The 12,409-nt window shown below is 33.8% G+C and carries 10 protein-coding genes; 8 read left to right on the top strand and 2 right to left on the bottom strand.

The window, feature by feature from the left end:
- The first annotated feature begins 108 nt into the window (after positions 1–108).
- The 5 genes from LX95_RS01120 to LX95_RS01100 all read left to right on the top strand — a co-directional run bounded on the left by LX95_RS01120 (position 109) and on the right by LX95_RS01100 (position 5,667).
- A complete protein-coding gene (locus LX95_RS01120; protein WP_111539974.1) occupies positions 109–1,005 on the top strand; it encodes a S66 peptidase family protein in 897 nt (298 codons plus the stop codon).
- Positions 1,006–1,100: 95 nt separating this feature from the next.
- A complete protein-coding gene (locus LX95_RS01115) occupies positions 1,101–2,402 on the top strand; it encodes a PQQ-dependent sugar dehydrogenase (RefSeq protein WP_111539580.1) in 1,302 nt (433 codons plus the stop codon).
- A gap of 17 nt (positions 2,403–2,419) precedes the next feature.
- Positions 2,420–4,504 carry a TonB-dependent receptor family protein gene (locus LX95_RS01110; protein WP_170116561.1) on the top strand — a complete coding sequence of 695 codons (2,085 nt, stop codon included), beginning with the start codon at positions 2,420–2,422 and terminating at the stop codon, positions 4,502–4,504.
- 31 nt (positions 4,505–4,535) lie between these two features.
- A complete protein-coding gene (locus tag LX95_RS01105; protein ID WP_111539578.1) occupies positions 4,536–4,895 on the top strand; it encodes a YraN family protein in 360 nt (119 codons plus the stop codon).
- A 121-nt stretch (positions 4,896–5,016) separates the two neighbouring features.
- Positions 5,017–5,667, top strand: a complete 651-nt coding sequence (locus LX95_RS01100; RefSeq protein ID WP_111539577.1) for a hypothetical protein — start codon at positions 5,017–5,019, stop codon at positions 5,665–5,667.
- Between the two features lie 42 nt (positions 5,668–5,709).
- Here LX95_RS01100 and LX95_RS01095 read toward each other — a convergent pair whose 3' ends face one another.
- The gene (locus LX95_RS01095) at positions 5,710–6,327 is read right to left on the bottom strand and encodes a hypothetical protein (RefSeq protein WP_111539576.1); all 618 of its coding nucleotides are present in this window, start codon (positions 6,325–6,327) and stop codon (positions 5,710–5,712) included.
- Complete coding sequence (gene mfd / locus LX95_RS01090) at positions 6,317–9,706, bottom strand: transcription-repair coupling factor (protein WP_111539575.1); 3,390 nt, start codon at positions 9,704–9,706, stop codon at positions 6,317–6,319. Before mfd ends, LX95_RS01095 begins: the two co-directional genes overlap by 11 nt.
- 100 nt (positions 9,707–9,806) lie before the next feature.
- Here mfd and LX95_RS01085 point away from each other — a divergent pair, with 100 nt between their 5' ends.
- Genes LX95_RS01085 through LX95_RS01075 form a run of 3 tightly spaced genes read left to right on the top strand, consistent with a single transcriptional unit; the run spans position 9,807 to position 12,390 of the window.
- The gene (locus tag LX95_RS01085) at positions 9,807–10,262 is read left to right on the top strand and encodes a DoxX family membrane protein (RefSeq protein ID WP_245924703.1); all 456 of its coding nucleotides are present in this window, start codon (positions 9,807–9,809) and stop codon (positions 10,260–10,262) included.
- Positions 10,240–11,019: an SDR family NAD(P)-dependent oxidoreductase gene (locus LX95_RS01080; protein WP_111539573.1), complete on the top strand. Its 780-nt coding sequence runs from the start codon at positions 10,240–10,242 to the stop codon at positions 11,017–11,019. Before LX95_RS01085 ends, LX95_RS01080 begins: the two co-directional genes overlap by 23 nt.
- A gap of 15 nt (positions 11,020–11,034) precedes the next feature.
- Positions 11,035–12,390, top strand: a complete 1,356-nt coding sequence (locus LX95_RS01075) for a dihydrolipoyl dehydrogenase family protein (RefSeq protein WP_111539572.1) — start codon at positions 11,035–11,037, stop codon at positions 12,388–12,390.
- The last annotated feature ends 19 nt before the right edge of the window (positions 12,391–12,409 follow it).

Genomic DNA, 12,409 nt, shown 5'->3' with positions numbered 1-12,409 from the left:
GAATTGTGTAAGTCTTGATATTTTAAAGAGAAAGCAACTATTTTAAATCATTTACTTAAAACTTAAAAAAAAGATTTTTTATATTTCCACTTCTTGAAAATGAAACTCATGAAAACACCGCCAAAATTAGAACAAGAAGACCAAGTTGCCATTGTAGCTACTGCTAGAAAAGTAAAGAAAGAAGAATTGCAACCTGTTATCAATTTATTAGAAACTTGGGGATTAAAAGCGGTTGTAGGTTCTAGTATTGGTCTAGAAGAAAATCAATTTGCGGGAAGTGACGAAGAACGAGCAGAAGATTTTCAGCGGCAGCTAGACAATCCAAATATTAAAGCGATTTGGTGTGCAAAAGGAGGTTACGGGACCGTACGAATCTTAGATCAATTAGATTTTACGAAGTTTATAAAAAATCCAAAATGGATTATAGGTTATAGCGATATTACAGCTTTACATTCTCATATTCATAACATAGGGATTTCAACATTACACGCGCAAATTTGCTTAAACATAGAAAACAAATCAAATCTCACCCGAGAAACTTTAAGAAAAAGTCTTTTTGGCGAAGTTGTGGATTACACCTTTTCTCATCATAAACTTAATCGAAACGGAATCGCTGAAGACGAAATCATTGGCGGAAATTTATCTGTGCTTTTTTCTCTTATCGGAAGTAAATCTGATTTAGACACTCGAGGGAAAATTCTCTTTATTGAAGATTTAGATGAATACCTTTATCATATCGACCGAATGATGCAAAATCTAAAACGTAACGATTGGTTTAAAAATCTTAACGGATTAATCATTGGCGGGATGAGTGATATGAATGATAATGCAATTCCTTTTGGAAAAACCGCCGAAGAAATCATTGCTGAAACGGTTACCGATTATGATTTTCCTATTGCATTTAATTTTCCTGCAGGTCATATTGAAGACAATCGAGCTATTATGTTAGGAAAGAAAATTTCTCTAAAAGTTACTTCAAACGAATCTTATATGAGCTACATTTAGCTAAAGACCTTCTTCTGTTAAACATTTATTAATCTATAAGTTATGTTTTAGCAAGTCGTGAATTTTCAAGTATTTTAGTAGAAAATTGATCTATTATGAAAAGAAAACTCCTTTTAAGTTGCGTAGCTTTAACCACTATATTTTTGTTCAATTGTAAGAGTGAAACGAAGATTTCAAAAGAAGAAAAGAAAGAAATTTCAAAAGATAGCACTTCAACCACTGTAGAAACTGCAGTAGGTCCTCTAACCTTACCAGCACCATTTTCATCGGAATCGGTAACGAAACGTTCAGAAAATGTAGGATGGAAAGACGGAGAAACTCCAACAGCTCCAGAAGGGTTTACTGTTACTAGATTTGCTGAAGATTTAGAACACCCGCGTTGGATCTATGTAGGGCCTAACGGAGATATTTTTATAGCAGAGTCTGATGATGCTAAAAAAAGCGCCAATAGAATCACTCTTTTTAGAGATACCAATAACGATGGTTCACCTGAAGAAAAACATGTGTTCAAAGAAGGACTTAACCAGCCTTTCGGAATGCTAATTCACGAAGGTTATTTTTATGTAGCCAATGTCGATGGCGTAGTTAAATTTCCTTATAAAGAAGGAGCAAATCAACTAGAAGGGGAAGGAGAAATGGTGGTAGAGCTTCCTGCTGGTGGTTACAATCATCACTGGACGCGTAATATCATCACCAATAAAGACAAAAGTAAGTTTTACATCACTGTGGGTTCATCAAGTAACGTGGGAGAACATGGGATGGAAAAGGAAGAACGTAGAGCGGCAATCCTTGAAGTCAACCCTGACGGAACTGGAGAGAAAATCTATGCTTCAGGAATAAGAAACCCTATAGGAATCGATTGGAACCCAGTAACGAATCAACTTTGGGCTGCAGTAAATGAGCGTGATGAAATAGGCGATAATCTAGTGCCAGATTATGCTACAAGTGTAAAAGAAGGTGGTTTTTACGGTTGGCCTTATTCATATTATGGTCAAATTAAAGATCCTCGTTGGAAAGATGAACCACATAATGAATTGGTTAACAAAGCTATTATACCAGATGTTCCTCTAGGATCACATACGGCTTCTATTGGACTTACATTCTATACAGCAGATGCTTTTCCTAGTAAATATAAAAACGGAGCATTTGTAGGTCAGCATGGTTCTTGGAATAGATCTACCTTAAGCGGTTATAAAGTGGTTTTTATTCCGTTTGATGCAAGTGGGAATCCGCAAAAGCCTCAAGATTTCTTAACAGGTTTTATCGCTAATGAAGAAGATGCAAAAGTAAAAGGAAGACCAGTTGGAGTAACTCAATTACAAGATGGTTCTTTACTTGTGTCTGACGATGACTCTGGAATCGTTTGGCGAGTAGCAGCAAATTCAACCGAAAAGTAACCTTTATATTTAAGCCTTTGAAATTTAAAAATTTTCTTTACGGAACTACGCTTGCGTGCATAAGTGTATATAATTCTTTAGCTCAACAAGTAAAAGACAGCACTTCTCTAGAAGAAGTTTATTTGCAAAGTAGTTCCGTAAAGGGAGAATTGAAGAAAACTCCAGCATCGGTAAGCTTGCTAAATAAAACCGAACTACAAAGAAGTTCTCCCACGCTAACTACGCAATCTTTTAATCGGGTTCCAGGGGTGTATACGCAGGCGGGCGCTTTAAATACCAATAGAATTACCATAAGAGGGGTTGGAGCTAGAGCACAATATGGTACAAATAGAGTAAAGGCTTATTTTAATGAAATACCTTTATCGAGTGGCGACGGGGAAACAGTAATCAATGATATTGACCTCGATGCTATTGAGCGTATAGAAATTATTAAAGGACCAAACTCTAGTTTATATGGGTCTGGACTTGGTGGAGTTATTCATTTGATTTCTGCAGATCCTGGAAAGGAAAAAACTTTTGCCAAATTTTCTACAGATGTAGGAAGTTATCAATTGCTTAAAAAATCTATTAGTGCAGGATTTGCTACTCAAAAAGCTTCCATTTTTGCCAACTACAATCATTTAGAACAGGAAGGTTATAGAGAAAATTCAGATTATGACAGAAAATCTTTTCACCTTAACGGAAAGCTCCATTTATCGGAAAAATCGAATCTTAGTTTTTTAGGGAATTTTACAAGGTTAAAAGCTTTTATTCCGAGTTCTATTAGTCTATCGGCTTATGAAGAAGATCCGCGTCAAGCTGCATTTACTTGGAAATCGGCCCAAGGTTATGAATCTTATGATAAACTATTATTAGGGCTTTCTTATCACTATCAATTTTCTAATCAATTAGAACAAACCACGAGTGTTTTTACTAACTACAAAGACGCTTACGAACCACGCCCTTTTGATATTTTACAGCAAGAAACATTTAATTGGGGAGCAAGATCACGTTTTGATTATCAACATCAGGTATTTAATATTCCGTTTAAAGCAAGCTTAGGAGCAGAGTTTCTTCAAGAAAATTATGATGGGAGTAATTTTGAGAATTTGTATGAAGATTTTCCCAACCAAGGAAGCGTAGAAGGAGATAGAATTGCTAATGTAGAACAAGACCGAAATTACATAAATGCCTTTGCCCAAATAGATTTTCAAGTAACTCCTAAACTTAATTTAATAGGAGGACTTAACGTAAATAGCACCAACTATACTTTGACAGATTTCTTTACGGAAGCGAATACAGAGCAACGCAGTGAGGGTAACTTTACAACTATTTTTGCTCCACGCTTTTCGGCTTTATACGAGTTGACCCAACAAAAAAATGTTTATTTAAATGTAAGTAAGGGTTTTTCTACTCCAACCGTAGATGAAACTCTAACTCCAAATGGGAAAATAAACACCAGCCTAGAACCAGAAACTGGATGGAATTATGAAATAGGGTTTAAAGGAAATTGGACAAGAAATTTTTATACTGAAATTGCTTTATACACCATTCAGGTCAATGATTTATTGGTAGCTGAACGGGTAGGTAATGACCAATATGTAGGTGTAAATGCAGGAAAAACAAACCATAACGGTATCGAATTATTAATGCAGTATACCTGGAATATTTCTCCATCAATACAAATTATTCCTTTTGTTTCTGCAGAATTTAACGACTATGAATTTGATGAATTTATAGATGAGGGTGACGATTTTCGTGGCAATGAACTTACTGGAGTTCCTAACGAAAAAATTAATGTAGGTATAGATGCTATTTTTTATAAAAACTTACGTTTGTTTAGCAATGCTTTGTTTGTTTCTAAAATACCACTGAATGATGAAAATTCCGCTTATAGCGAAAGTTATAAAGTCATCGACCTTAAAGCTTCCTACAAATTAAATATTCTAGAAAACTTTAATGTTCATTTTAATCTAGGAGTGAACAATCTTTTTGATGAAGCTTATGCCGTAAGTATCTTGCCTAATGCCATTGGGTTTGGAGGGAACGAACCTCGCTATTTTTATCCAGGAAATGACAGAAACTTTTTTGGAGGAGTGAGTCTAAAATATAACATTCAGTAAAATGGGTTATCTTTAGTAGAAATTATGATAAATGGCTCAACATAACGAATTAGGAAAAAAAGGAGAACAGCTTGCTGTTGATTTTTTACAGAAAAAAGGTTATAAAATTTTAGAGCGTAACTATCGTTATCAAAAAGCAGAAATAGATATTATCGCTCGGCTAAATGATATTTTATGTGCCGTAGAAGTGAAAACCCGAAGCACACCAGATTTTGGTAATCCGCAAGATTTTGTAAAACCTAAGCAAATACAACAGCTAGTAAAAGCCATCGATTTCTATGTTATCGAAAATGATTTAGATGTAGAAGTACGCTTTGATATTGTAGCGATCATCAAAAATAAATTGGGTACTAAAATCGAATTTTTTGAAAATGCTTTTTTACATTTTTAAAAATGTAATCTCACTATTTTAGTCCATTACAAGTTATATTCTTCATCTATCTGAAAAGCCGATAGTCAATAGTTAATTTTATTGATTGTATTAAAAGCTTTATATTGGATAAATTTATGTTATGAAATTAAAATTACTTCTGTTTATTCTATCAATTACTTTTTCTATCAATATCCACTCCCAAAACATTAATACAAATCCTTATTGGCAAGGAGAAATTAAATTAAAAGATGGTACGTTGAAAAAAGGTCTAGTTCAAGTGCCAAACAATCCAGCCCAATCTAGAGTTGCCTTCAAATTAACCGAAAATTCAAAAAAAGTAAAGTTTAAGAAAAAGAATATTGAAGCAGTTAAGGTAGTTTCTAAATCTGGTAAAATATATGAATTTGAACCTGTTGCAGTAGTAATTACAATCAAAGGAAATGCTTCTTTAGGTAAATCTTTACTACTCGTTTATAATCAAAATAATTATGTGAAATTTTATTTTAGTTCTGGTGTTTATCGCGTCAACAAAAATGATGAATTATATACGTTATATAGATTTATCCAAGGGCAAGATTTCCCTACGCTTAATTATTATCTAAAGAAGAGAGATTATGACAAAGCTCGATTATTATATATGACCTCTTTGGCGAGAGGGCTAAAGAAAGGTGCCAACGCTTACTTTAAGGAAGACCCCGAGCTTCTTCAAAAAATTAATAATAAAGAGCTTCGTTTTAAAGATATAGACGAAATTATAGCAACCTACTTAAACACTACGAAAAATATGTAAGGCCTAAATTATGAACCTATCATATGCCTTTATTTTCGTCTATCAAATCCATAAAAAAAGTGGAAACTTGACTTGAATGAAATGATTTTCTTCAAATAATTGAATTTCATTAGGAATATTCCACTTAGATGTTAATAACTCTGCTTCTATAGATTTTAGTTCTTTTCTCCATAATTCTTCATCATTAAAAGTATCTAAAAAGATAAGATCTTTATTTTGAATAATTAGAAAACCTAAAACTGTATTTTGATTAATATCCCTAAGACTTGCTTTTTCAAAAACAAAAGCTGAAGGGTGTTTCAGCAAACGCTTAACATTCTTTTTCATCCACCAATAGTAAAGGCCCCTAACTAAAAGTCCTATAGTTATTCCGATAAGAAATAAGGAAATCATATGTTTAGCTTTTCCATTCATTAAATTAATAGAAGAGAAAAATAAACCAAATAAAACCCCTTCTAACATCCATTTGTATGGAAAGAGCTTTACGGAAGGATTAAAATACTTCAAATAAAAAACTGAGCTCAAGCCTCCTAAAACTCCTATAGGAAATAATAATAATACCCTTGAAAATTCAATTTCAAACCAATAAACTAAGATTAAACTCATTGAAATTACAAAAATTGAAACTCCAATGCTTTGCTTAGTAATACTATACTTCATCTTTCACTATATTTTCTGTCTTTTTGGTGAAATTAAGTGGTTCTAATACTTTTAAAGCTTTGTCAACTGAGGTAATTTTATCAAAACTTAAGAGTAAGCGCAATCCATTACGGGTTTGTTTCTCTTTCATTTTACACTGCTGTGGATGCGTTTGCACATATTGTAAAACCTTGCTAAATATTTTTGATTGATAAAAAGCCGATTGCTGATCTGAAATAAAGTAACCAATCATCTTACCTTGCTTTAAGATAAGTTTTTCAATCCCAATGTGTGAAGCTATCCATTTAACACGAACACTGTTGAGAAGATCTACAGCTTCGGTTGGCAATTCTCCAAAACGATCTTCTAATTCGCTTTCAAACTTTTGAAGTTCTTCTTCGGTTTTAAGTTCGTTGAGTTTCGTATATAAGTTTAAACGTTCGCTAATATTATTAATGTAATCATCGGGAAATAGAATTTCAAAACTAGTATCGATTTGAGTTTCTTTTACATATATTTTATCTTCTTCTTTTTGCTGATCTGCATATAAATCTTTAAACTCATTTTCTTTTAATTCGTCAATCGCTTCACTTAAAATTTTCTGATATGTGTCAAAGCCAATTTCATTGATAAAACCACTTTGTTCACCACCAAGTAAATCTCCAGCACCGCGAATTTCTAAATCTTTCATAGCAATATTGAATCCGCTGCCAAGCTCAGAAAATTGTTCTAAAGCACCAATTCTCTTTCGAGCATCGTCGGTCATAGCAGAATATGGAGGCGTAATAAAATAGCAAAATGCTTTCTTGTTACTTCGTCCTACACGACCTCGCATTTGGTGAAGATCTGACAATCCAAAGTTGTTTGCACTATTAATAAAAATAGTATTGGCATTACTTACATCTAATCCGCTTTCAATAATGGTAGTAGATACCAACACATCAAACTCATTATTCATAAAACTCATCATAAGTTTTTCGAGTTTTTTCCCTTCCATCTGTCCGTGACCCACTGCAATTTTAGCATCGGGAACCAAGCGTTGTAACATTCCTGCTACTTCTTTTATGTTTTCAATTCGGTTGTGAATAAAGAATACTTGTCCGCCTCGTTGAATCTCATAAGAAACGGCGTCTCTAATGGTTTCTTCAGAAAAACGAATCACGTGACTTTCAATAGGATATCGGTTAGGTGGCGGAGTAGTAATGGTGCTTAAATCTCTAGCCGCCATTAAACTAAACTGCAAAGTTCTAGGGATAGGTGTTGCTGTTAACGTAAGCGTATCTACGTTTTCTTTTATCGTCTTTAATTTATCTTTAACTGCCACTCCAAATTTTTGTTCCTCATCTACGATGAGTAAACCTAAATCTTTGAATTTTACATTTTTATTCACCAATTGATGTGTTCCTATAACAATATCAACTCTACCATTTTCTAATTCTTCAAGAACTTGTTTTTTCTCTTTTGCCGTTCTAAAGCGGTTCAAATAATCTACCGTTACCGGAAGATCTTTTAAACGCTCTGTAAATGTTTGATGATGCTGAAATGCAAGTATCGTTGTAGGAACTAAGACAGCCACTTGTTTACCATTATCTACCGCTTTAAAAGCTGCCCGAATGGCAACTTCTGTCTTACCAAAACCTACATCACCACAAACCAAACGATCCATAGGTCGTTCGTTTTCCATATCTTCTTTTACCGCTTGGGTAGCAGTACTTTGGTCTGGTGTGTCTTCGTAAATAAAAGAAGCTTCTAACTCATGTTGTAAATGAGTATCGGGACCGTAAGCAAACCCTTTTTCTAATCGTCTTTTTGCGTAAAGTTCAATTAAATTATAAGCAATGTGCTTAACTCTAGCCTTTGTTTTTTTCTTTAAATTTTTCCAAGCATTACTACCTAGTTTGTAAATTTTGGGAGCTTTACCATCTTTACCATTATACTTAGAAATTTTATGAAGCGAGTGTATGCTTAAATATAAAATATCTCGCTCCCCATAAATAAGTTTAATGGCTTCTTGTTGTTTCCCTTCTACTTCTATCTTTTGAAGACCACCAAATTTACCTATCCCGTGATCGATGTGTGTTACATAATCACCAACTTCGAGATTGGTTAATTCTTTTATGGTAATGGCTTGCTTTTTAGCATACCCATTTTTAAGCTGAAACTTATGATAGCGCTCAAAAATTTGGTGATCTGTATAGCCTACTATTTTACTCGTCTCTTCTATAAATCCCTGATACATAGAAAGTACAATGGTTTTATAATGTACTTCTTGTTCTTGATCTTCAAAAATATCGTGAAAACGCTTTGCTTGTTGTTCGCTAGCGCAAAAAATATAATTGGTAAAACCTTCGTTGTGGTTTTGTCTTAGGTTCTCTATGAGTAAGTCAAAATTCTTATTAAAAGAAGGTTGAGGTTTAGTTTTATATTGATGAACTGATGTAGGGTTTAAAAAAGCCTGAGTACCTACTTCTACCGTAGAAAAATCTAACAACTGCTTTTTAATTTCGGTGGCGTTGCAAAATAGCTCTTCAGGTTTTCCGTGCTTAATATCTTCAGAAAGCTTTTGGAAAGCTTCTTCCGCTTTAGCGAATAATTTATCTAATTGAGCACCAAAAAGGTCTAAGTTTTTAATGAAAACCACCGTTTTAGAAGAAATGTAATGTAAAAAGCTATCTCTAATTTCTTCTAACTGTTTGTTCTCTACATTCGGCATCACCGAAATTTTCTTTACCTTATCTGTAGAAAGTTGCGTTTCTACATCAAAACTACGAATGCTTTCTACCTCATCGCCAAAAAACTCAATTCTATAAGGTTCATCATTACTAAAAGAAAATACATCTATAATTCCACCACGAACCGAAAAATCTCCAGGTTCGGTTACAAAATCTACGCGCTTAAATTTATATTCAAATAAAACCTCGTTTACAAAATCTATAGAAAGTTGATCTCCTAAAGTAATTTTTAATGTACTTCTATCTAACTCTTTACGAGTAACGACCTTCTCAAAAAGCGCATCGGGATAAGTGACAATTACAGCGGGTTTCTTTCTAGAGTTAATTCGGTTTAACACCTCAGAACGAAGCAATACATTGGCATTATCGGTTTCCTCAATTTGGTAGGGTCTACGATAACTTCCCGGGTAGAAAAGTACATTCTTTTCTCCTATTAATTCTTCTAGATCGTTAAGGTGATATGCTGCTTCCTCCTTATCATTAAAGATTAATAAAAAAGGCTTGTCAGTTGCCAAAAAAGCTTCTGAAACCATAAAAGATAAAGACGATCCTATTAAACCTTTGGCATGTATTCTTGCTCTAATTTCTTTAGGCTGGTCAATAGATTTTTGCAACTCTTGCTGTGGCGAGAGTTGTTCAAATTTTTGGGCGATAATTGTTTTACTCATTGACGCAAAGATAATTGCTTAGTGCTTTCTTCACAAGAAGGAAAAAGTTTTTTAACGTAATCTTTAAATTTATTTTTTATCATTTCCCTAACACAGTTTCATGATCAAGTTGTGTAATTTGAGCTTAAAAATGTCTAACCAACAACTCGCATTTTTATTAGCTAGAATTACCTTAGGGATAAACCTTTTTATTCACGGATTAGTTCGTATTCCCAAACTTAACGCTTTCGCGGAAGGAGTAACACAAGGTTTTCAAGAAACCATGTTGCCATTACTTTTAGTAAAGCCTTTAGCTTACACTATTCCCGTCATAGAACTCCTCTTAGGTTTAGCGATTCTATTAGGTATTTGGACACGAAAAAGCTTAGTCGCTTCGGCTATATTTATCATTATCTTAATTAGCGGAAGCGCATTTCAGGAAAATTGGGATGGAGTAAGCACACAAATGCTTTACGCTTTATTTATTTTCTTTCTTATTAAAAATGAGGAGTTTAATATTTGGTATCTAACAAAAAATTCTAAAAACAATATTCATGGATTTACAACTAAAAAATAAAAGAGTTTTCATTTCTGGTTCTACTAAAGGAATAGGTCTTGCCACAGCAAAAACATTAGCAAAAGAAGGAGCTACTGTGATTATAAATGGACGCTCTCAAGAAAGTATAGACAAAGCGCTTTTAGAATTAAAAAAAGAAGTTCCTGAAGAACTTGTTTCTGGAATTGCTTGCGATTTTTCTAAAATTGAAGAAATTGATAATGCAATTAAAGAGCTAGGAGAAATCGATATTCTCATTAATAATGTAGGCATCTTTGATCCGAAAGATTTTTTTGAAATTTCTGATGAGGAATGGAAAAATTTTTATGAAGTAAATGTACTTAGCGGCGTTCGCTTAGCCAAAGCTTTAATGCCTGCTATGCTGAAAAAGGATTGGGGAAGAGTTATTTTTATTTCCAGCGAAAGCGGATTGAATATTCCTGTAGAAATGATTCAATATGGAACTACTAAAACTGCTCAGCTTGCAGTCTCTAGAGGTTTAGCAGAAATTACCAAAGGCACCAATGTCACCGTTAATAGCGTTTTACCGGGTCCTACATTTTCAGATGGAGTTAAAAAGATGGTAGATGCAGATGACAATAAAAAGAAAGAAATTGAAAAAGAGTTTTTCAACACCGAAAGACCTACTTCTCTATTGCAACGCTTTGCAGATCCACAGGAGGTGGCAAATATGATTACCTATGTTGCGAGTCCGCTTTCTTCTGCAACTAATGGAGCTAGTTTACGAGTAGATGGTGGAGTGGTTAAATATATATAATTAAAACAAAATAACATGGCTTATAAAGAATATGATGTATTTGTAATTGGTACAGGAACGGCAGGGAAAAATGTAGCTAAAGCTTGTGCTAAGGCTGGACAAAAAATAGCGATTGCAGATAATAGAGAATATGGAGGAACTTGTGCCAATAGAGGTTGTGACCCAAAAAAAGTTTTGGTGGGCTTAGCAGAAGTCATCGATAGATCACATAAAATGTTAGGCAAAGGAATTACAGAGATGCCTAAAGTAAGCTGGGAGGATATTCAAGAGTTTAAAAAGAAGTTTGTAGATAAAGTTCCGGCAGCGACCGAAGATGATTTAAAAGAATTGGAGATAGAAATGTATCATCAATCTCCAAAATTTATAGATGAAAACACATTATCTGTTGAAGGGAAAACTATAAAAGCAAAAAAAATTGTGATTGCTACAGGGAACAAACCCCTAGAATTAAATATACCAGGAAATGAACACGCTTTGGTAAGTGATGATTTTTTAGAACTCAAAAATCTCCCAAAAAGTATGATTTTCATTGGCGCTGGATATATTGGGATGGAGTTTGCTCATATCGCCGCACGAATGGGAGTCAAAGTCACTATGATAGATATGGAGTCTAGACCTCTTAGTAATTTTGAAGAAGCAGTTGTAAATCCATTAGTAGAAGTTAGTAAGGACTTGGGTATAGAATTTATTACAGATGCTTCGGTAAATGAAATTGAAAAATTGCGAAAAAACTTCCGCGTAAGCGCCAAAAAAGGTAACGAAACCTTAGAAGTAAAAGCTGAATTGGTTTTTAATACTGCAGGAAGAGTCCCATCTATAGATGAGTTAGATTTAGAAAAAGGCAACGTAAGCTTTACAAAGAAAGGAATAAGTGTAAATAAATTTTTACAGAACCCAAGCAATAAAAATGTGTTTGCTTGTGGTGATGTTTCAGATAGTGAAGGATTGCCTTTAACTCCGCTTTCTTCTCAAGAATCTAAAGTGGTAATTTCTCACTTAACGGAAGAAAATATTAAAGAAGAAGCTAAATATCCGCCACAACCCTCGGTTGTATTTACCTTACCCCAAATTGCTTCTGTAGGACTAACAGAAGAACAGGCGAGAGAAAAAGGTTATGATGTAATTATTGAAGAAAAAACAGATTTAAATTGGTTCAATGCTAAACGTATTAACGAGCGGCATTACGGATATAAAACTATTGTAGATAAAAAAACAGACCTTATATTGGGTGCTCACATTATAAGTCCTGAAGCGGGTGAAATGATTAATCTTTTTGTGATGGCTATTTGCGGAAAACTAACGCGTTATGATCTTAAAAAAATGATTTTTGCTTATCCTACTTGGGGAAATGACATTAAGGGGATGGTTTAAAATGATAATGTAAAGAGAT

It is taken from the genome of Mesonia algae, from assembly GCF_003253545.1.
Classification (GTDB): Bacteria; Bacteroidota; Bacteroidia; order Flavobacteriales; family Flavobacteriaceae; genus Mesonia; species Mesonia algae.
The sequence above is the reverse complement of the archived record's forward strand: the minus strand, read 5'-3'. Positions and strand labels throughout refer to the sequence as shown.

What these genes read in the sequence shown, in the direction of transcription:
- LX95_RS01120 (WP_111539974.1), top strand. Translation starts at nt 109, where the DNA reads ATGAAAACACCGCCAAAATTAGAACAAGAAGACCAAGTTGCCATTGTA.
- LX95_RS01115 (WP_111539580.1), top strand. Translation starts at nt 1,101, where the DNA reads ATGAAAAGAAAACTCCTTTTAAGTTGCGTAGCTTTAACCACTATATTT.
- LX95_RS01105 (WP_111539578.1), top strand. Translation starts at nt 4,536, where the DNA reads ATGGCTCAACATAACGAATTAGGAAAAAAAGGAGAACAGCTTGCTGTT.
- LX95_RS01100 (WP_111539577.1), top strand. Translation starts at nt 5,017, where the DNA reads ATGAAATTAAAATTACTTCTGTTTATTCTATCAATTACTTTTTCTATC.
- LX95_RS01095 (WP_111539576.1), bottom strand. Translation starts at nt 6,327, where the DNA reads ATGAAGTATAGTATTACTAAGCAAAGCATTGGAGTTTCAATTTTTGTA.
- mfd (WP_111539575.1), bottom strand. Translation starts at nt 9,706, where the DNA reads ATGAGTAAAACAATTATCGCCCAAAAATTTGAACAACTCTCGCCACAG.
- LX95_RS01085 (WP_245924703.1), top strand. Translation starts at nt 9,807, where the DNA reads ATGATCAAGTTGTGTAATTTGAGCTTAAAAATGTCTAACCAACAACTC.
- LX95_RS01080 (WP_111539573.1), top strand. Translation starts at nt 10,240, where the DNA reads ATGGATTTACAACTAAAAAATAAAAGAGTTTTCATTTCTGGTTCTACT.
- LX95_RS01075 (WP_111539572.1), top strand. Translation starts at nt 11,035, where the DNA reads ATGGCTTATAAAGAATATGATGTATTTGTAATTGGTACAGGAACGGCA.